This is a genomic window from Streptomyces sp. NPDC048462 (assembly GCF_043200175.1).
In the GTDB taxonomy this organism is placed as follows: domain Bacteria; phylum Actinomycetota; class Actinomycetes; order Streptomycetales; family Streptomycetaceae; genus Streptomyces.
This window is the reverse complement of the sequence record NZ_JBICXG010000004.1, coordinates 283,560-303,016: the sequence shown is the minus strand read 5'-3', so window position 1 is coordinate 303,016 and position 19,457 is coordinate 283,560. Positions and strand designations below refer to the sequence as shown.

Here is a 19,457-nt window from a genome sequence, read left to right as displayed (position 1 = left end):
TCCGGTCGCGCGTTCGAAATCGGACACCAAGACCTTCAACTGGCTTGAAATCGCCGTTCTACCTCCTCCAGGACAGTCGACCGGTGACCGTACGAGAGCAGCGGAGCCGCCCGCCTCACGGGATTATCCGGATGTTCTCGTCAATATCCCCCGGGCGATCCCCGCCGCTTCGCCGTTGCGCAGTGAGCGCCCGTCAAACCGGAAGAGGCCGATTACCCACCGAGCATGGCTCAAAACAGACGCCACAAAGCCCCCGGCAGGACCGCTCGAAGCGGCCTGCCGGGGGCCCGGGGACCATTGCCGTGCGTGTACCGGCCCGGTGCGCCTCCCGCGCACCTCCCCGTACACCTCCTGACCGGGGAAACCCGCCGGTCAGGATCTCAGGCGCGGACCTGACCGCGCTCGAAGTACGCGACCAGCTCGGGGTCGAGCGCCGGCACGTCGTACGGCGCACCGCCCTCACGCAGCGACCGCGTCGCGAGCACGCCGGCGGCGACGCTCATCCGGGCAGCGACCGGCGAGGTGTCGGTGACGCCTCCGTCACGCACGAACCTGCAGAACTCCGCCATGATCCGGGTGTCCCCGCCGCCGTGCGAGCCGCCCGCCTCCGGGACCCGGTAGGTGATGTCGGCGTCGGCGCGGTATCCGCTGGGGCCGGTGTTCCAGACCTTGACCTCGTCACCGGGGCTGTCGCCGAAGTTCTCCAGCCGCCCCTCGGTGCCGATGACGGTGTAGTTGCGCCAGTAGTCCGGGGTGAAGTGGCACTGCTGGTAGGCGGCGACGACGCCGTTGTCCAGCTGCATGTTCATCACGGAGACGTCCTCGACGTCCACGATGTGGTGCAGGTCCTTGCGGGCGGTCGGCGGCCAGTCGAACTCGCGCAGCCAGTTGTCGGGGCGCGGGGTGTCCGGCTCGCGCCGCGGCAGGTCGCCGTATACCAGCAGGTCACCCAGTGCGTTGACGCGCCGGGTGTAGCCGCCCGCCAGCCAGTGCAGCACGTCGATGTCGTGCGCGGCCTTCTGCAGGAGCAGGCCCGTGGTCCGGGTCCGGTCGGCGTGCCAGTCCTTGAAGTAGTAGTCGCCGCCGTAGCCGACGAAGTGCCGCACCCAGACGGCCTTGGGCTCGCCGATGTCGCCTCGGGCGATGATGTCGCGCATCAGCCGCACGACGCCCATGTGCCGCATGTTGTGGCCGACGTAGAGCCGGGTCCCGGTCTCGTACGCGGCGCGCAGGACGTTGTCGCAGCTCTCGACGGTGATCCCGAGCGGCTTCTCGACGAAGACGGCCTTACCGGCCCGCAGCGCGTCGATGGCGATGGCCTCGTGGGTGTCGTCGGGCGTCGCGACGATGACCGCGTCGATGTCGTCCCGGCCGAGGAGCAGCTTGTAGTCCTCGACCGCGACGTCCGTACCGAAGCGCTCGGCCTCGCGGCTGCGCACCTCGGGGTCGAGGTCGCAGACGGCGGTGATCGCCGAACCCTGTCCGGGGTGGTGGGCGGACATCGCGATGGAACGGCGCAGGCCGAGTCCGATGACGCCGAGTCGCAGGTCTGACACGGGGGTCCCTTCTCTGTCTGTACGGGTGGTGCGGATGAGGGCCGGCTCCCCGGCCCTCGGCTACTTCCCGGCGAGCGAGGCCTCGAACTCGGCGCGCATCTTGTCGCCGCCGCCGGAGCGCCACTTCGCCAGCTGCTCCTTGAACGCGGAGATCGGCTTGCGGCCCGCGACGATGTCCAGCTGGCAGTCGCTCATCGCGGTGGTGAGCGAGGGGCTCTTACTGGTGTACGTGTCGGAGAAGTGCCCGCTCGTCGGGTTGGACTGGCTGATCTTGAGGAGGTCCTGCTGCCAGCCGTGGATGTGACCGGCCAGCTCGGGCTGGCCCGGCAGGTAGATGTACTCGGGTCCGGCGGCGAGGAAGGCCAGCGGCATGGCCGTGGTCACGGCCTCCGAGGTCCCCTTGGGTGTGAGCTTGACGTCTCCCTTGGCCGTACGGGTGAAGTGCTTGCCCTCGATCCCGTTGTCGAGGAAGAGACGCTCCTCGGTACCGAACGGGGCGGCCAGGTAGTCCATGACGCCCAGCAGCATCTTCACGCGCTTGTCATCGGCCTTCTTGCTGATGGCGGTGTAGCCGACCGAGCCGTAGCCCATGCTGTACCTCGGCTTCGCACCGGCCTTGGCGGCGAAGGGCGTGATGACGCCGAACGGGAAGTCGTACGTCTTGGCGTCGATCAGGAAGCTGGGGAAGGACTGCACGTAGGCGCCGAGCGAGCCCTGTGCCATCTTCTCCATCGTGGTGGAGAGGTTGGGGTCCGGCCAGAAGAGACCGGCCTTGGCCACCTTGACGGCGAACGCCAGGGCCTCCTGATACTCCTCCGTCTCGTACTGGTGCGTCAGCTTGCCGCCTTCGAGGCGCCAGGAGGCGGGGGCGCCGAACCACTGGGCGAACTGGCCGATGTGGTTCACGTACGCCGGCTCCAGAACGTACTTGTTGCGCTTGGGGTCCGCGAGCTCCTTGCCCTTGGCCAGGAAGTCCTCGGCGCTGGTGAACTCGGCGCCGCCGACCGGCTTCCAGAAGTCCTGGTTGACGACGTAGACCTGGCCCATCGAGCCGTAGGCGACGGTGACGCCGCGGATCTTGCCGTTGACCACGGCGGTCTTCCAGGAGGTGGTCGGCAGGTTCGCCAGGTTCGGGTAGTCCTTGACGGCGTCGCCCGACAGGTGCGGGGTGAGGTCGTGGAACTTGGCGTCGAGCAGCTCGGGCACGCGCTGGATGCCCTGGTTCGGCGGGAACCACACCAGGTCGGGTATGTCGCCGCCGGCCATCATCGCGTTGAACTTCTGGAGGTAGGCGTCGACGCCCTGGTCCACCACGATCGTCATGTCGAACCGGGCCCCGAGGCGCTTGTTCAGCTCCTGCCAGTAGGCGTTCTTGGCCTGCGGCGGTGCGGGGGTGGTGAAGGTCTCGGTGAGGGCCGTGATGCGGCTGCCGTCGCCGGGCGCCTTGGCCACCGACTTGGTGAGGGCCTTGGGGTAGCGCAGATACGCGGCGTCGAGACCGGCCGCGTTGCCCGCCAGGTCGGCGGGGGCGGTCTTCGCGGGCACGTACGTCGGCAGCTTGAGCTTGGCCGACGCCTTGGAACCGCCCTTGCTGACCGAGGCGCCGCTGCCGCAGGCGCTCAGGGTCGACAGCCCGGCCACGGTGAGGCCGGCGATTCCCGCGGCGCCCATGAAACCGCGCCGGGACAAGTTGGTGGACATGGGGCTCCTTGGAGGGTGTGAAGTGCGTGGCGGCGATGCAGGGGACGGGCGGATCAGCCCTTGATCGCCCCGGTGAGGACGCCCTTGACGAAGAACTTCTGGAGGAAGGGGTAGACACAGAAGATGGGCACGATGGCGATGATCAGCACGGCCATCTGCAAGGAGGTCGCCGGCGGCACCGCGTGGACGCCCATCGCCGACGCGTTGATGCTCTGCCCGTTGAGCACGTAACTGCGCAGGATCACCTGGATGGGGAACTTGCTGGAGTCGTTGAGGTACAGCACCGCGTTGAAGAAGCTGTTCCAGTACCCCACCGCGTAGAACAGGCCGACCACGGCGAGGACCGCCTTGGACAGCGGGAGGACGATCCGGAAGAGGACCGTGATCTCACCGGCGCCGTCGATCCGCGCCGCGTCGTACAGCTCCTCGGGGATGCTCTGGAAGAAGGAGCGGACGACCACGATGTTGAACGCGTTGAGCAGGACCGGAAGGATCAGCGCCGCGTAGGTGTCCAGCATCTTGAACTGCTGGACGGCCAGGTACGTCGGGATGATGCCGGGGGCGAAGAGGAAGGTCCCGAGCACCAGCAGCAGGATCGGCTTGGCGAGGACCGTGCCCGGCCGCGAGGTGCCGTACGCGATCATGACCGTGCAGGCCAGGCTGAGCGCGGTGCCGACCAGCGTGATCCCGATGGAGACCAGCGCGGCCTGCGTGACGACCCCGCCGGAGAGGATGACCCGGTAGGCCTCCAGGGTCGGGTGGTGCGGCAGCAGTACGTAGCCGCCGTTGGCGTTCAGCTCCTCGCGGCCCGCCAGGCTGGTGCCGATGGCGAGGACGAAGGGGTAGAGCACGATCACGGTGAGGGCGGCCAGGGCCAGGCCCTTGGCACCCTGTCCGTACCAGTGGGGGCGCTCCATCCACGGCGGCCTGCCGTTGGAGGCGCGCAGGCCCCCACCGGTCTTCGGGCCGAACCTGGCGGTGCGCAGCCGGGTCGCGACGGACTGCTGACTCATCGGTAGACTCCCTGCTCGCCGAAGCGGTGGGCCAGCTTGTTGGCGGCGAGGATGAGGGCGAATCCGATGACGCCCTTCATCAGACCGGCGGCGGTGCTCATGCCCCAGTCGCCGTCCACGACTCCGTGGAAGTAGACGTAGGTGTCCATGACCTCGGAGGCGTCCGGGCCGACGGCGTCACGCTGCAGGATGATCTGCTCGAAGCCGACCGACAGGATGTCGCCGAGCCGCAGGATCAGCAGCATCAGGATCACCGGCCGGATGCCCGGCAGGGTGATGTGCCAGATCCGGCGGAGCCAGCCGGCGCCGTCCATCGCGGCGGACTCGTACTGCGCCATGTCGATCGAGGCGATGGACGCCAGGAAGATGATCGTGCCCCAGCCGGTGTCCTTCCAGATGGCCTGCGCGGTGATGAGCAGCTTGAAGGTGCCGGGGTCCGTCATCACGTTGCCGATGCTGACGCCGTGCTCCATCAGCAGCGTGGTGACCGAACCCGCGCCGCCCAGCACCTGCTTGAACATGGCCACGACGACGACCCAGGACAGGAAGTGCGGGAGGTACACCACGGTCTGGATGAACCGCTTGATCTTCTCGCTGATCAGCGAGTTGAGCAGCAGCGCCAGGGCGATCGGCGCGGGGAAGTACAGGACCAGCTGGATCGCGGTGATCTGGAGCGTGTTGGAGACCGCGCTCCAGAAGTCCGGTTCGGCGACCAGCGCGGTGAAGTTCGCGAGGCCGACGAACGGACTCTCCTTGAACCCCAGGAACGGCTGGTAGTCCTGGAAGGCGATGACGTTGCCCGCGAGCGGCAGGTAGAAGAACAGCGCGAAGAACAGCACACCCGGCAGGCAGAGGAGCAGGAGCGCCCTGTCTCGTTTCAGGCGGTGCCGCAGCGGCTGCCGTATTCGGTTCTTCCTGCGCTTCTTCCCGGCCGGCAGGTCGGCGCCGTCCGGGTCGCGGGGCTGCGGCACGGACTGCCGCGCTGCTGTGACCGGCACATCTGCCATCGTCACAGGCACCTCCAGGGCTGATGGAGCGAGAAAACGTCCCGCATACGTGGAGGCAGGCCGCGTCCCGGGAGGGGTGCGGCCGCAGCTCCTTCACGGCGACAGGCACATAGTTCACGACAGCGCACCCGAATGGCAAGAGTTGTTCATTTCACAGAGGTAACGAACATCTATTGACATCCAAAAACCACAACACGCAGCACGCCAGCACACCGCGAGGATCGAAATATGCACAGAAGAGGCACAAGGCGACCTCGAAGTGCCCGCCGGCATCGCTACCGAACCGTCAGAACCGGTTACTGGATGCACTGTTGTGATCGATCATGCACGATCAAGCGCATGTTCCAGCACGCCGCCGGGACATGGCCGAGGGCATGCCGAACGGCGGACCGCCGCACCCTTCGGGTGAAACGGACCGCCGTTTCCGACAGGTTCAGCCGGTTCAGCTGGTTTGGACGGTACGGGGAGATTCGTCCGGATCATACGGATCGGATGGACCAGACAGGTCAAGACGGGTCCGGACGGATCGGGACGGAGCGGCTCAGACGGCGATGACCGTGACACCGGCCTCGGCGAAACGAGCCGTCACCTCAGCCGTGATCCCCCTGTCGGTGACCAGGAAGTCGATCATCCCGAGGTCGAAGACCCGGGCGAAGGCCCGCTTGCCGATCTTCGAGGAGTCGGCCGCCACCACCACCCGCTGGGCCTGCTGCGCGAGCAGCCGGTTGATGCTGGCCTCGCCCTCGTGGTGGACGTAGGCGCCGCGTTCGGTGTCGATGGCGTTGACACCCAGTACCGCGACATCCAGCGTGATCTCGCCCAGTACGCCACTGGCCAGTGGGCCCGTCAGCTCGTACGACTGCGGCCGGGCCACCCCGCCGGTCACCACGATCTTTATCTGCGGCCGGATCACCAGCTCGTTGGCGATGTTGAGTGCGTTGGTGACCACGGTGAGGGTCGGCTGGCCGGACGCCCCCGCGGCGGCGTCCCCCGCCAGGTCGGAGCGCACGGCGAGCGCGCGGGCCACCTCGGTGATGGTGGTGCCGCCGGTCAGCCCCACCACTTCGCCGACCGCGACCAGTTCGGCCACGGCGCGGCCGATGGCCTGCTTCTCCGGGGCGTTGCGCCCCGTCTTGTAGCGCAGCGCCAGCTCGTAACTGACTCCGTGGGCGACCGCGCCGCCCCGCGTACGGGTGAGCAGTTGCTGCTCAGCGAGCTGGTCCAGATCTCGGCGGATGGTCGCGGCCGAGACATCCAGCGCCTTCGCGGCGTCCTCGACGTCCACCCGGCCATGCTTACCGACGAGCTCCAGCAGTGAGTTCCACCGGGAATCCCTGGACACGTGCACTCTCCTCACAGGTCCGGCCGTGAACACCCATCCCCTTGGGCGCGATCACCGGACTCGCGCAAGCGTCGCACAAGGGCCTCGCGAGTCAAGTCGCCTGCAAGAAAAATGCTTGATAATGCTTGCACGTCCCGTATATCGTGCGTTAACGAGCATCCCATCACTAGTACGGAGTGCAAAAGTGTCATTTGTCGAGATCGAGACAGCCAGTCAGCCGGACTGCTGGCGTCGCGCCGCAGATCTGGCGCAGAGCCAGGCGGCCGCACTGCCCACGGCGGGTGAGCGCATCGCCGTGGTCGGCTGCGGCACCTCGTTCTACATGGCTCAGGCATACGCCTCGCTCCGTGAGGAGTCCGGCCAGGGCGAGTCCGACGCATTCGCCGCCTCGGAGTTCCCGTCTCGCCGCCGCTACGACCGGGTCGTGGCGCTCACCCGTTCCGGCACCACGACCGAGGTGCTCGAACTCCTCGACCGGCTGCGCGGCGTCACCCCGACGGTGGCCATCACCGCCGACCCGCAGACCCCGGTGATGACGTCGGCGGACGCGGTCGTCGTGCTCGACTTCGCGGACGAGCAGTCCGTCGTGCAGACCCGCTTCGCGACCACGCTGCTGACCCTGCTCCGCGCCCACCTCGGTCTGCACACCGACGCCGTGGTCCGCGACGCGGAGACCGCGCTGGCCGAGCCGCTGCCCGAAGGGCTCCTGGACTGCACCCAGTTCACCTTCCTCGGCCGGGGCTGGACGGCCGGTCTCGCCAGCGAGGCCGCGCTGAAGATGAAGGAGGCCTCGCTGTCCTGGACGGAGGCGTACGCGGCCATGGAGTACCGCCACGGTCCCATCAGCATCGCCACCACCGGCACCGCGACCTGGATGTTCGGCACCGCCCCCGAGGGCCTGCGCGAGCAGGTCGAGGGGACCGGCGCCCGCTGGGTGGAGAGCGGACTGGACCCGCTGGCCGAGCTGGTCCGCGTCCAGCGCCTGGCCATCGCCCGCGCCGCCGCCCGCGGTCTCGACCCGGACAGCCCGCGCCACCTGACCCGTTCCGTGGTGCTGGCCGACGCCTGAGCCCGTGGCGGACTTCGTCGAGAGCAGTGTGCGTGCCTCGGGCGGGCACGGCGCGGATCCCTGGACAGGTTTCCGTGCCGCGCCCGCCCGAGGCAGCGACGTCGGGGTGCTCGTGCTCTCCGGGTCCAGCGGACGGATCGAGGTGGAGCGGTGCCGACTGCTGGCGCGGGAGGGTGTGGCGGCCCTCTCGATCCGCTGGTTCGGCGGCCCAGGGCAGCCGCCGGGAATCTGTGAAGTCCCCCTGGAGACCTTCGTGTCCGCGCTCGCCCGGCTCCGCGCCGCGGGAGCCGGGCGCATCAGTGTCCTGGGCGTCTCCAAGGGTGCCGAGGCCGCGCTGCACCTGTCGGTCACCGAACCTCGCGTCGACGCGGTGGTGGCGCTCTCCCCCACCTCACTGACCTGGGCGAACATCGGCCCCGGCCGGGACGGCTCGACGAAGCCCCACCGCTCCTCCTGGACCTGGCGGGGGCAGCCGCTGCCGTTCGTCCCCTACGCCCCCAACTGGACGGCGTCCGAGCCCTCGGGCGTCCCGATCTCGGTCCTCGGCTGGTACGAACAGAGCCTGCGGGCCTGCCCGGACCGGGTCCCCGCCGCGGCCCTCCCGGTGGAGCGGTCCGGCGCCGAACTCGTACTGGTCGCGGGCGGCGACGACCTGATGTGGCCCTCGCTGCGCTACGCCGAGGAACTGGCTGCCCGGCGCCGGGCAGCCGGCCTCCCCGTCCGGCTGGTCACCCGCGCCGACGCGGGACACCGGCCCCGGCTGCCCGGCGAGAGCGCCGCGCCCGCGTCGGCCACCTTCCGGTACGGGGGCACGCCGACGGCCGACGCGGCGCTGGGGGCGGCCGCCTGGCCGCACATCCGCCGCGCGCTCCTCGGCCCGCCCCGGGGCAGAGGCAGCGGCAGGGACAGCGGCACGGGCACGGCCGCGTCAGCCGCCGGTCAGGACTCCTCGAAGTAGGCGTCCAGAACCGCGTCGAAGCCTTCCGTCCACTCCTTGAGGCTGCTCCTGGCCGCCGCCTCGACCTCGGCGTTGAACCACCGCGTGCTCGACATGTGGACGGTGATCGTGAACCGGCGGCCGAACCGGGCCGGCTTGAGCTCCACCGCGCCGATCTCGTCCCAGCGGAAGTCGGCCTCCTGGTCGTCCAGCGTGAACCGGATGCCCTCCCGGTCCGCGGTGATCGACCCGCGGCGGTCGCTCACCTCGAACGAGGGACCGTCCTCGCCCTTGTTCGCCTTCTCGTCGTCCTCGTCCTCCTCGTCGTCCGCCGTCTTCGCGACGGCCTCGCCGTCGGTTTCCGCGTCCTTGGACACGCCATCCGCTGCGGCGTCGTCGGGCGCGGCACCCTCGGGCGCGGCGTCCTCGGGTACGGGCTCCCCGGTCCGCTCCGGCTCCTCGTCGTCCGCCTTTCCGGTGGCTCGGGGGGCCGTGAGACCAGGGATGTACGCCGGGTCTGTCCCTGCGGCGTACGCGGGCTGAGTGTTCGGATCTATGCGCTGCTCCACGGCGGGCAGTATGGCCGACGAACCTGTACGGGGCCAGTAAGCCCGTGTTCACCCGCCCGCTCGTGGCCGGCGGAGGCCGCTGACGGGGGCGCCGCCCCGGGGCCACGCCGACGCCGCCGTCGGGCAGCGGCTGCACATCCCACTGAGCGCGGTGGTCTCACGGTCCGGCTGGGAGCTGGTGGATACGGCGCAACTCCAGCGGGGCCGGCGGCGGGAGGGGCGCGGTGCGCTCGACCCGGAAGGACTGGAGCAGGTAGCCGGTGAGCCGCCGGGACGCGGCCGCCGACACGGCCGGGGAGTCCGCGGCGACGCCGTTGTTCGCCAGCAGCAGGAGCGTGACGTCGCTGGGGTCGAAGTCGGCGCGGAGCTGCCCCGAGTCCTGCGCGCGCCGTACCAGCCGGGCGATGCCCTCCTCGGCGCGGGCGCGTTGGCCCTCGAAGTCGACGGCGTCGGGGAACCGGGAGAGGAACGCGGCGGTGAAGCCCCGGTCGGTGGCCTGCATCGCGCACACCTTCTCGATGAGGGTGCGGAAACCGCGCCAGGGGTCGGGGTCCCGCAGCGCGTCGTCGAGAGCCGCGACGCACACCGCGAGCTGCTCGGAGAAGGCCTCCGCGACGAGGTCGGCGCGGGTGGGGAAGCGCCGGTAGAGGGTGGCGACGCCGACGCCCGCCCGCCGGGCGATCGTGGTGACGGGCACGTCGATGCCGTGGGCCGCGTAGGCCTCACGGGCGGCTTCGAGAATGCGGTCACGGTTGTGCCGGGCGTCGGCACGCAGCCCGGCCGGGGCGGCGGACGGGAGGGGCTCAGTGGCTGTGGCGGGGCGCTTCCGAGAGGGCTGAGCAGGCATGTCTCTCACTTTACGGTAAGTGGAAGGTGCCATCCACTTAGGCTGTTAGCTTGAGGAGAAGGAAGCGGAAACACCATTCCGCTTACGGTTCCCGAGACAGAGCAGGACGAGATACGTGGACGAGATGCGCGCGGCCCTCTACGACCGGTTCGGCCCCCCGGAGGTGCTGTACGTGGGCACGGTTCCCGTGCCGGACGTGCGGCCCGACGACGTGCTGGTCCGTGTCCACGCGGTCGGGGTCAACGGCGGTGAGCTGTTCGGCCGGGCCGGGAAGGTGCGCCTCGCGACGGGGCGCAGGTTCCCTCAGCGCACCGGGATCGACTTCGCGGGCGAGATCGCCGAGGTGGGCCCGTCGGTGTCCGGGGTGCGGGTGGGTGAGCGGGTGTGGGGGGTGCTGCCGCGACGCCTCGGCAGCGCGGCCGAGTACGTCGCCGTCTCACCCCGGAACATCTCGCCCGCCCCGGCGAACCTGACACCCGAAGAAGGCGTCTCCCTGCTGGCCGGAGGCACCACGAGCCTGACCGCGCTGACCGCCAAGTCCGGCCTCGGGCCCGGCGAGCGGCTTCTGGTGCGCGGCGGGGTCGGCAGCGTCGCGGTACAGCTCGGCAAGGTGCTCGGCGCCCACGTCACCGCTCTCGCGGGCGCGAAGAACCTCGACTTCGTCCGGGGGCTGGGCGCCGACGAGGCCTTCGACTACCGGGCGACCGACCCCGCCGGGCTGGGCACCTTCGACGTCGTCCTGGACACCGTCGGCACCCAGCACCGCGCCTACCGCCGCCTCCTGGCCCCGGGCGGACGCATGGTGGCCGTGGCCTTCGACGTCGACCGCCTCGTCCCCTCCGTCTCCTACCTGCTGGCCTCGGCCGTCCACGGCTCCCGGCGGGTGCGCTTCTTCAGCGGCAACCCGCACACCGAACTGCTCACCCGGGTGGCGCGGTACGCGCAGGAGGGCGGGATCCGCCCCGTCGTGGACACGGTCCACCCCCTGGCGGAGGTGGCGGCCGCCCACCGGGCCCTCGATGACGGCGGCGTACGCGGAAAGCACGTCATACGGATCGCGGGACCGGCCGGCGGCTGAGCGGGCGGCACCGGGCGGGCCCGGGGCGCGCCGCTGCGGCGCCGGGTCAGTACCAGCCGGCCGTGAGGGGCGGGTCGCACAGTTCGAGGACCACCTCACCCGCCTCGGAGGTCGTACCGTCGACGGGCCGGACCCGGTCACCGACGCTCACCAGATGGGGCGCCGCGCCCACGATCCGGCACCGGTACACAAAGCCCTCGGGGAAGCGCACGAGCGACTCGTTCCGCATCACCCGCGAATAGCGGTTCACGACGCTGGAGCGTACGACGACGCCGTGACCGTCGCTGCGTTCCGGTTCGAGGTCGCTCGACGCGCAGACGGGGCACAGCAGTTTACGGAAGGACGCGGTGCCGCACCATCGGCACAGTTGATAGACCAGCCCCTCCACGGTATGCGGCTCCGCCGTGTCGCAGGCCGTCCGCCCCACATCGATTCCGGTACTGAACACGACTCGGCCTCCCGCGCTCGACTCGGTGCGCCGCACCGCCGGCGACGGCACTCCGGCACCGTATGGCACTTAGTGCCAGCACGTAAAGGTACTGAGTGCCGATTCTTGCCCAACGGCCTTCGGGGATGGCCTTCGGGACGCCTTCCGTAGTGCCTCGCTGGGCCCCAGGGAGCGCCCCGACCGCAGGCTCAGTCCTTGCCGAGAGCCGATTCGACGCGCTGCACCACGCGCCACATGGGGGCGTTCTTCGCCGCGACCACCACGATCACCTCGTCCTCGCCGGAGGACGCGGCGGGCGGCGCGGCGGAAGGCTCGGCCGCCCTGCCCCACACGGTGCGGACGAGCTCCAGCGCCCGGTCCACCTCGGCCCCGGCATCGCCCTCACCGCCCGAACGCAGCCAGGACCGGAGGCCGTTGTTGTGCGCCGCGACCACCGAGGCGGCGATCACCTCCGCACGGAGCGCGGCGTCCCGGGTACCGGCGCCGCGCCGCTCCAGGTATCCGGCGAGGGTCCGCTCGTAACGGCGCACGACGGAGAGTTCGTAGGTGCGCAGACCGGGCACCTCCCGGGTGAGCCGGTAGCGCTGCACGGAGAATTCCGGGTTCACGGCGTACATCCGCAGCACGAGCCGGGCCGCGTCGCACACCGTGTCCACCGGGTCGCCGCCGTCGGCGGCCTCCAGGAACGCGGTCATGTCCGCGAGACAGCGTTCGTGATCGGGGAAGACCGCGTCCTCCTTCGACGGGAAGTAGCGGAAGAACGAACGCCGTCCCACCCCCGCCCTGGCGACGATGTCGTCCACCGTGGTCCGCTCGAACCCGCGCTCCATGAAGAGGCCGAAGGCCGCCTCGGCGAGCACGTCACGCATCGGAGGCTTCTTGGCAGGTCCGCGGTCCTCAGTCATGGCGGAAACGTAGCACCAGAAATGGACATCCGGCACTTGGTACCTTTACTCAGGGTACTGAGTGCCATAGGGTCGGCATACGAACCGCATCAGTGAGGAGAGCCGGCGTGAGCTTGAGGATCGTTGTCTGTGTGAAGTACGTGCCCGACGCGACCGGTGACCGGCATTTCGCCGATGACCTGACGCTGGACCGTGAGGATGTCGACGGTCTGTTGTCGGAGCTGGATGAGTACGCGGTCGAGCAGGCGTTGCAGATCGCGGACGGGGCTGATGACGCGGAGGTCACCGTGTTGACGGTGGGTCCGGAGGATGCCAAGGACGCGTTGCGCAAGGCGCTGTCGATGGGTGCGGACAAGGCTGTTCACGTCGAGGACGACGATCTGCACGGCACGGATGTGATCGGTACGTCGTTGGTGCTGGCGAAGGCCATCGAGAAGACGGGTTACGACCTGGTGATCTCGGGGATGGCCTCGACGGACGGCACGATGGGTGTGGTTCCGGCGCTGCTGGCGGAGCGGCTGGGGGTGCCGCAGGTGACGCTGCTGTCCGAGGTGTCGGTCGAGGGCGGGGTCGTGCGGGGGCGCCGGGACGGTGACACGGCGTCGGAGCGGCTGGAGGCGTCGTTGCCGGCGGTGGTGTCGGTGACCGACCAGTCGGGTGAGGCGCGTTACCCGTCGTTCAAGGGGATCATGGCGGCGAAGAAGAAGCCGGTTCAGTCGCTGGATCTGGATGATCTGGGGATCGAGGCGGGCGAGGTGGGTCTGGGTGGTTCCTGGACCGCGGTCGACTCCGCGGCCGCGCGTCCGGTCCGCACGGCGGGCACGATCGTGAAGGACGAGGGCGAGGGCGGCAAGGCGCTGGCGGAGTTCCTGGCCGGCCAGAAGTTCATCTGATCCCGTTCGTTCCTCGTTGTTCTCGTCTCGATGTGCAGGAGATTGAAGTTCCATGGCTGATGTTCTGGTTTTTGTCGATCATGTGGATGGTGCGGTCCGTAAGCCGACGCTGGAGTTGCTGACGCTGGCGCGGCGGCTGGGTGATCCGGTGGCGGTGGCGGTGGGTGCTGGTGCGGGTGCCACGGCGCAGGTGCTGGGTGAGCATGGTGCGGTGCGGGTACTGACGTCGGAGGCGTCGCAGTTCGCGGAGTATCTGGTGGTGCCGAAGGTGGATGCGCTGCAGGCGGCGGTTGGTGTGGTGTCGCCGGTGGCGGTGTTGTTGCCGTCGTCGGCGGAGAGCAAGGAGATCGCGGCGCGCCTCGCGGTGCGGATCGGCTCGGGGATCATTACCGACGCCACGGATCTGGAGGCGGGTTCAGAGGGTCCGGTGGCGACGCAGTCGGCGTTCGCGGCGTCGTTCACGACAAAGTCGCGGGTGTCGCGGGGCGTCGCGGTGATCACGGTGAAGCCGAACTCGGCGCCGGTGGAGCCGGTGGCGGGTGCGGGTGCGGTGGAGGAGCTGGTGGTGGAGTTCTCCGCGTCGGCGACGGGTACGAAGGTGCTGTCGCGGACGCCGCGTGAGTCGACGGGCCGTCCGGAGCTGACGGAGGCGGCGATCGTGGTGTCGGGCGGCCGGGGTGTCAACGGTGCGGAGAACTTCGCGGTGATCGAGGCGCTCGCGGATTCGCTGGGCGCGGCGGTCGGTGCCTCGCGGGCGGCGGTGGACGCGGGCTGGTACCCGCACACCAACCAGGTCGGGCAGACGGGTAAGTCGGTCTCTCCGCAGTTGTACATCGCGTCGGGTATCTCGGGTGCGATCCAGCACCGGGCGGGGATGCAGACGTCCAAGACGATCGTCGCGGTCAACAAGGACGCCGAGGCCCCGATCTTCGACCTCGTCGACTACGGCGTCGTCGGCGACCTGTTCGACGTGGTGCCCCAGCTCACCGACGAGGTCAACACCCGCAAGGGCTGACCCCACCAGCACGACGAGCACGACCTGCGAGGTCCGTACGACCCGCACGATCCAACGGCCCGGGGCCGCACGGTGAACACACCGCGCGGCCCCGCACCGCGTTCTCGCCCCGTTCCCGGACAAGCTGTACGCGGCGGACGGGCGGGTGATCTTCGATACGGCCCGGTTCGACTACCTCGACGACGCCCCCGCGCCCGACACCGTGCACCCGAGCCTGTGGCGGCAGTCGCAGCTGATCCGCAAGGGCGGCCTGTACAAGGTGGTGGACGGTGTCTACCAGGTCCGTAACAACGACATCGCCAACCTGACCGTCGTCGAGGGCGACACCGGTCTGGTGATCGTCGACTGCATGGCCTCGGTCGAGGCGTCGTCCCAGGGCATGGCGATGATCCGCGAGCACGTCAGCGACAAACCGGTCGCCGCCGTGATCTACACCCACACCCACATCGACCACTACGGCGGCGTCAAGGGCGTCGTGAGCGCCGAGGACGTGGCATCGGGCAAGGTGCCGATCATCGCCCCGGGCACGGTCTCCTCGTTCGACAAGCACGCGATCGGTGAGAACGTGATCGCCGGCAACGCCATGTCCCGCCGGGCCGCGTACGCGTTCAACAGCCTCCTGGACCCCGGCCCCGGCGGGTGCGTCACCTGTGGCATCGGGATCACCTCCGTGCCCGGCGTGACGATCTCGTACCTCTCGCCGACCGATCCGATCACCGAGACCGGAACGAGGCGGGACCTCGGCGGGCTGGAGTTCGAGTTCCTCTACGCCCCCGACACCGAGGCGCCCGAGGAGATGCACATCTGGATCCCGCAACTCGGCGCTCTGACCTGTGCGGAGAACGCCAACCACTCGCTGCACAACATCCAGACGCTGCGCGGCGCGCGCACCCGGGACGCACGCAACTTCGCCCGCTACCTCGACGAGACTCTGGAGCGCTGGGGCGACGACGTACAGGTGCACTACGGCCCCCACACCTGGCCGGTGTGGGAGAACCGGCAGGTGACGGCGTTCCTGGAGTCGCAGCGCGACACGTACAAATACCTCCACGACCAGGCGCTGCGGCTGGCCAACAAGGGCTTCACCCCCCTTGAGGCGGCCGAGGTGATCGAGCTGCCGCAGGAGCTGGGGCGCAAGTGGTTCAACCGCGGCTACCACGGGACCCTGCACCACGATGTCCGCGCGGTGTTCACCAAGGAGCTGGGGATGTGGGACGGCGACCCGGTCTCGCTGCATCCCCACCCGCCGGTCGAGGCCGCCCGGCGTTTCGTCGCCATGACCGGGGCGGAGAAGATCCTGGAGGAGGGGCGGCGCGCCCTGAACTCCGCCGACTACCGCTGGGCCGCGCAGATCCTGCACACCCTGGTCTTCGCGGAGCCGGACAACCGGGCGGCCCGCGAGCTACAGGCCGACGCGTACGAGCAGATGGGGTACCAGGCCGAGGGCCCGCAGTGGCGCGGCATCTTCCTCACCGCGGCCAAGGAGCTGCGTGAAGGCGTCCAGCCGGCCACCTTCGCCACCGCGAGCCCGGACACCATCCTGGCCATGCCGATCGACATCCTCTTCGACTTCGCCGCCGTGCACGTGATCGGGGAGAGGGCGGCGGACGTGGACCTGCGCATCGGCTTCCGCTTCACCGACCTGGACGAGACCTGGACCATGCGGGTGGCCCGCGGCGTCCTCAACGCCCGCCGCGGTGCCCACCCCGGCACCCCTCTCACGGTCACCGGCCCGAAGGCGGCGCTGGTCGGTGCGCTGCTGAAGCCCGCCGCCGCGCCGGGGATGGCGCGGGACGGGAAGATCACGCTGGACGGGGACGAGACCCTCCTCGGCGCGTTCGCCGGACTCCTCGACGAGTTCGACCCGAACTTCGCCGTCGTCACACCTTGAGCCTTCGTAACGCCTTGAGCTGTCGTCACACCGTGAGCCGTCATCACACCGTGAGAGGGGGCGCTGGGATCAGCCGAGCAGCTCCTCGATGAGGTCGGCGGCCCTCATGGTGCCGCCCTCGGCCCGTACCTGGGCCCGCAGCTCCGCCGAACGGCGCGCGACCTCCGGGTCGTCGACGAGTTCGGTGAGGGCGGACCGCAGCGCGTCCGCCGTGGCGTCCTCGGTGTCGATGCGGCGGGCCACACCCAGCTCCACGAGCCGGTCGGCGTTCATGAACTGGTCGGCGCCCTGCGGGACAGCGATCATCGGGACACCGGCGAAGAGCCCCTCGGCACTGCCGCCCATGCCCGCATGGGTCACGAAGGCGTCGGCCTGCTCCAGGATCGCCGGCTGGGGCACCCAGGAGTGCACCTCGACGTTGGACGGGATGTCACCGAGCTCGCGCCGGTCGGTGTGCCTGCCGACCTGGAGCACCACGTGCCAGCCGGGCAGGTCGCCGTACGCGGCCAGGCACCGGCGGTAGAACTCGGGCCGGTCGGTGTACGCCGAACCCAGCGAGACCAGCAGGACGTGCTCCGCGTCGGCGGGGCGGGTCCAGGCCTGCTCGCCGTCACGCGGGCCGGAGCACGAGCCGACGAACGTCACCGTGTCCGTGTCGACGTCGTCGCCGTGCGGCTGCATCGCCCGGGGGATCAGGGCGAGGGTGTTCGCGGGGCGGCCGCAGAAGACGTCCATGTCGGTGGTGGAGGCGCCGCACTCGGCGAGCCAGCGGCCGAAATTCGCCCGGTACACGTCGGCGCCGGGCAGCTTCCACAGCTGCGCCGCCACGTCCCGCCCGTAGCTCTCCCAGCCGACGGCGGTCGGGGAAAGCTGCATGAGAGGGCGCTTCTGCGATTCGGCGAGCGCACGCGCGGCGTATGCGCCGATGTCGTACAGGTAGAGGTCTGCGGGGTCGTCGTCGTAGAAGGCCCGCAGTTGCGGGAGGGCCTGGACCGCGTCCTCGAAGAAGAGGGTCATCGCCGCGATGGGGTCGTCGGGCCAGTTGTTGTCGGCGACCGGCAGCACGGTCCCGCACGGGACCAGTTCGGCGCCGGTTGCCTTGATGCGGTCGGCCACCATCGGACCGTTGGCGTAGGTCACCCGGTGGCCGCGGGCCACCAGTTCACGGATGACGGGAAGACTCGGAAGCACGTGACTGACGGCGGAGACACCGATCATCGCGATATGCGCGCGAGGGCGGACGGACATGGAGGATCACTCTTTTCGGCTCTACGGGGGAAGGGAATGGCTGACCGGCGCGTCGGCCACCCCGGCGGAGATGCCGGGTCGTGGGCGCGCGGACCTGCCGGACACGGGCGGGGCACTGCCCCGTCGGTGTCAGCCGTAGAGCTGGAAGAGATACATGCCGCAGACCCTAGCCCGCGTTCCGGACGCCCGCACGTGAATTTCCGGCACGCCACGTGTCCGGTTCCACACGGAGTGTCACACGGGCGGGGCTGCGGCTTCAAGTTCGTCGATGCTTCCCGACATGAGGGTCCGTACATGTTCGGTGATGTGTTCGGCCGGCCAGTCCCACCAGGCCAGCGCGAGCAGCCGGGCGACGTCCTCCTCGCTGTAGCGGGTGCGCAGGAGGCGCGCCGGGTTTCCGCCGACGATCCCGTAGTCGGGCACGTCCTTGGTGACCACGGAGCCGCTGCCGATGATCGCGCCGTGCCCGATCCGCACCCCGGGCAGGACGGTGGCGCTGTGGCCGAACCAGACGTCGTGGCCGACGACCGTGTCACCCCGGCCCGGCAGTCCGGCCAGCAGGTCGAAGTGGTCCGCCCACGATCCGCCCATCGTCGGGAACGGGAACGTGGAGGGGCCGTCCATCCGGTGGTTGGCGCCGTTCATGATGAACCGCACCCCGGTCCCGAGCGCGCAGAACCTGCCGATGACCAGCCTCTCCGGGCCGTAGTGGTAGAGCACGTTGCGCGTCTCGAACGCGGTGGGGTCGTCCGGGTCGTCGTAGTACGAGTACTCCCCCACGTCGATCAGCGGGGACTTCACCAGCGGCTTGAGCTGCACCACCCGCGGCTGGCCGGGCATCGGGTGGAGCACCGCGGGGTCGGCGGGCGATGACATGCGCGATTCCTTACGAGGGACGGGGCAGGGCCGGTCCATGATCGCGCCGCCGCCCGGCCGGGGCAACGGATATCCGCGACCGAGGCGCAACCGCCAGGTTGCTCCCGGATCAGTTACGTGCAACTCTGGAGTTGCACAAATCGGCGGCGCCCACCGAGACGGGCCGCCGGCGGCATTCATCGACGGCACTCAAGGAGTCTCCCCATGAGCGAGGACCGGATCGAAAGCGAAACCCTGATCGAGGCGCCCCTCGACCGGGTCTGGTCACTGGTGGCGCAGCCCGGGTTCTGGGCGGCCGACAAGGCGAACCTGCCCGGCACCGTGGCCAGGGAGGGCGAGTTGCTGCTGGCCAAGAGTTCCGAGTACGGCGAATTCCCGGTGCGGGTGGAGAAGGTCGAGCCGCCGACGTACCTGGCCTACCGCTGGGCCAGCGCGTTCCCCGGGCAGGAACTGCGCGAGGACAACAGCACCCTGGTGGAGTTCACCCTGACACCGGAGGGCGCCGCGACCCGGCTGCGCGTCGTCGAGAGCGGATTCGCGACGCTCCCCGGGTCCGAGGAGCTGCGCGGTCGCAGCTTCAAGGACAACACCGCGGGCTGGCCGATGGAGCTCGGCGCGCTCAAGGAGCGCGCCGAACAGCCTTCCGCGTGACGGAGGGATCCCCCGCCGTGCCCGGCGCCTTCGACGCCACCGGCGCGACCTCCTCGGCCGAGGGCGTCGACAACGTCCTGGGCGCACTGGCCGACCCGACGCGGCGCGCGCTGCTCGACCTGCTCGCCGCCCGGGGCGAGGCCACCGCGACCTCGCTCGCCGGGCAGCTCCCCGTCTCGCGCCAGGCGGTGGTCAAACACCTCACCGTGCTGGACGCCGCCGGACTGGTCACCGGGGGCCGGGTCGGCCGCGAGGTGCGGTACTCGGTGCGGCCCGCCGCGCTGAACGCGACAGCGCGGTGGATGGCGGGACTGGCAGCCGACTGGGACCGGCGGCTGGCGCACATCAAGCGCGTCGCCGAGGCGGCCGAACGGGATGCGCGCTGACCCTTCGCGCCACCCGCTCCCGGCT

At 69.9% G+C, this 19,457-nt stretch carries 19 protein-coding genes; 8 read left to right on the top strand and 11 right to left on the bottom strand.

Annotation, left to right across the window (positions count from 1 at the left end; all coding sequences use genetic code 11):
• Positions 1 to 380: 380 nt before the first annotated feature.
• The 5 genes from ACGFU6_RS09855 to ACGFU6_RS09835 all read right to left on the bottom strand — a co-directional run bounded on the left by ACGFU6_RS09855 (position 381) and on the right by ACGFU6_RS09835 (position 6,619).
• Positions 381 to 1,556 carry a Gfo/Idh/MocA family protein gene (locus ACGFU6_RS09855; protein WP_393609435.1) on the bottom strand — a complete coding sequence of 392 codons (1,176 nt, stop codon included), beginning with the start codon at positions 1,554 to 1,556 and terminating at the stop codon, positions 381 to 383.
• Positions 1,557 to 1,616: 60 nt separating this feature from the next.
• Positions 1,617 to 3,257, bottom strand: coding sequence for a hypothetical protein (locus ACGFU6_RS09850; protein ID WP_393609433.1), 1,641 nt, complete (start codon positions 3,255 to 3,257; stop codon positions 1,617 to 1,619).
• Between the two features lie 53 nt (positions 3,258 to 3,310).
• On the bottom strand, positions 3,311 to 4,270 hold the full coding sequence (locus tag ACGFU6_RS09845; protein WP_123527207.1) for a carbohydrate ABC transporter permease: 960 nt from the start codon (positions 4,268 to 4,270) through the stop codon (positions 3,311 to 3,313).
• On the bottom strand, positions 4,267 to 5,277 hold the full coding sequence (locus ACGFU6_RS09840) for an ABC transporter permease (RefSeq protein ID WP_393609431.1): 1,011 nt from the start codon (positions 5,275 to 5,277) through the stop codon (positions 4,267 to 4,269). Before ACGFU6_RS09840 ends, ACGFU6_RS09845 begins: the two co-directional genes overlap by 4 nt.
• 541 nt (positions 5,278 to 5,818) lie before the next feature.
• Positions 5,819 to 6,619, bottom strand: coding sequence for a DeoR/GlpR family DNA-binding transcription regulator (locus tag ACGFU6_RS09835; RefSeq protein WP_393609429.1), 801 nt, complete (start codon positions 6,617 to 6,619; stop codon positions 5,819 to 5,821).
• 184 nt (positions 6,620 to 6,803) lie between these two features.
• Here ACGFU6_RS09835 and ACGFU6_RS09830 point away from each other — a divergent pair, with 184 nt between their 5' ends.
• Entirely contained in the window at positions 6,804 to 7,688 is an 885-nt protein-coding gene (locus ACGFU6_RS09830; protein WP_393609427.1) for an SIS domain-containing protein, read from the top strand.
• A 4-nt stretch (positions 7,689 to 7,692) separates the two neighbouring features.
• The gene (locus tag ACGFU6_RS09825; protein WP_393609425.1) at positions 7,693 to 8,646 is read left to right on the top strand and encodes an acyl-CoA thioester hydrolase/BAAT C-terminal domain-containing protein; all 954 of its coding nucleotides are present in this window, start codon (positions 7,693 to 7,695) and stop codon (positions 8,644 to 8,646) included.
• Here ACGFU6_RS09825 and ACGFU6_RS09820 read toward each other — a convergent pair.
• Together ACGFU6_RS09820 and ACGFU6_RS09815 are read right to left on the bottom strand one after the other, a co-directional pair.
• Complete coding sequence (locus ACGFU6_RS09820; RefSeq protein WP_393609424.1) at positions 8,628 to 9,194, bottom strand: hypothetical protein; 567 nt, start codon at positions 9,192 to 9,194, stop codon at positions 8,628 to 8,630. The two genes, ACGFU6_RS09825 and ACGFU6_RS09820, sit on opposite strands and share 19 nt — an antisense overlap.
• Before the next feature lie 157 nt (positions 9,195 to 9,351).
• On the bottom strand, positions 9,352 to 10,041 hold the full coding sequence (locus tag ACGFU6_RS09815) for a TetR/AcrR family transcriptional regulator (protein ID WP_393609423.1): 690 nt from the start codon (positions 10,039 to 10,041) through the stop codon (positions 9,352 to 9,354).
• A 124-nt stretch (positions 10,042 to 10,165) separates the two neighbouring features.
• Between ACGFU6_RS09815 and ACGFU6_RS09810 the strand changes: the two genes are divergently transcribed.
• A complete protein-coding gene (locus ACGFU6_RS09810) occupies positions 10,166 to 11,119 on the top strand; it encodes an NAD(P)-dependent alcohol dehydrogenase (protein WP_393609741.1) in 954 nt (317 codons plus the stop codon).
• Between the two features lie 46 nt (positions 11,120 to 11,165).
• Here ACGFU6_RS09810 and ACGFU6_RS09805 read toward each other — a convergent pair whose 3' ends face one another.
• Together ACGFU6_RS09805 and ACGFU6_RS09800 are read right to left on the bottom strand one after the other, a co-directional pair.
• Entirely contained in the window at positions 11,166 to 11,567 is a 402-nt protein-coding gene (locus ACGFU6_RS09805; protein WP_393609422.1) for a Zn-ribbon domain-containing OB-fold protein, read from the bottom strand.
• Positions 11,568 to 11,755: 188 nt separating this feature from the next.
• On the bottom strand, positions 11,756 to 12,472 hold the full coding sequence (locus ACGFU6_RS09800) for a TetR family transcriptional regulator (RefSeq protein ID WP_393609420.1): 717 nt from the start codon (positions 12,470 to 12,472) through the stop codon (positions 11,756 to 11,758).
• Positions 12,473 to 12,579: 107 nt separating this feature from the next.
• Between ACGFU6_RS09800 and ACGFU6_RS09795 the strand changes: the two genes are divergently transcribed.
• The 3 genes from ACGFU6_RS09795 (at position 12,580) to ACGFU6_RS09785 (ending at position 16,271) form a co-directional block, all read left to right on the top strand.
• Complete coding sequence (locus ACGFU6_RS09795) at positions 12,580 to 13,365, top strand: electron transfer flavoprotein subunit beta/FixA family protein (RefSeq protein ID WP_393609419.1); 786 nt, start codon at positions 12,580 to 12,582, stop codon at positions 13,363 to 13,365.
• Positions 13,366 to 13,417: 52 nt separating this feature from the next.
• On the top strand, positions 13,418 to 14,380 hold the full coding sequence (locus ACGFU6_RS09790) for an electron transfer flavoprotein subunit alpha/FixB family protein (RefSeq protein ID WP_393609418.1): 963 nt from the start codon (positions 13,418 to 13,420) through the stop codon (positions 14,378 to 14,380).
• A gap of 145 nt (positions 14,381 to 14,525) precedes the next feature.
• Positions 14,526 to 16,271, top strand: coding sequence for an alkyl/aryl-sulfatase (locus ACGFU6_RS09785; protein ID WP_393609416.1), 1,746 nt, complete (start codon positions 14,526 to 14,528; stop codon positions 16,269 to 16,271).
• A gap of 69 nt (positions 16,272 to 16,340) precedes the next feature.
• On the opposite strand, the gene ACGFU6_RS09780 is transcribed toward ACGFU6_RS09785, so the two are convergent.
• Entirely contained in the window at positions 16,341 to 17,519 is a 1,179-nt protein-coding gene (locus ACGFU6_RS09780) for a macrolide family glycosyltransferase (RefSeq protein WP_393609414.1), read from the bottom strand.
• 234 nt (positions 17,520 to 17,753) lie between these two features.
• Positions 17,754 to 18,395, bottom strand: a complete 642-nt coding sequence (locus tag ACGFU6_RS09775; protein WP_393609412.1) for a CatB-related O-acetyltransferase — start codon at positions 18,393 to 18,395, stop codon at positions 17,754 to 17,756.
• 204 nt (positions 18,396 to 18,599) lie between these two features.
• Between ACGFU6_RS09775 and ACGFU6_RS09770 the strand changes: the two genes are divergently transcribed.
• Complete coding sequence (locus ACGFU6_RS09770) at positions 18,600 to 19,046, top strand: SRPBCC domain-containing protein (RefSeq protein WP_393609411.1); 447 nt, start codon at positions 18,600 to 18,602, stop codon at positions 19,044 to 19,046.
• Positions 19,047 to 19,063: 17 nt separating this feature from the next.
• Positions 19,064 to 19,432: an ArsR/SmtB family transcription factor gene (locus tag ACGFU6_RS09765; protein WP_393609740.1), complete on the top strand. Its 369-nt coding sequence runs from the start codon at positions 19,064 to 19,066 to the stop codon at positions 19,430 to 19,432.
• Positions 19,433 to 19,457: the final 25 nt, after the last annotated feature.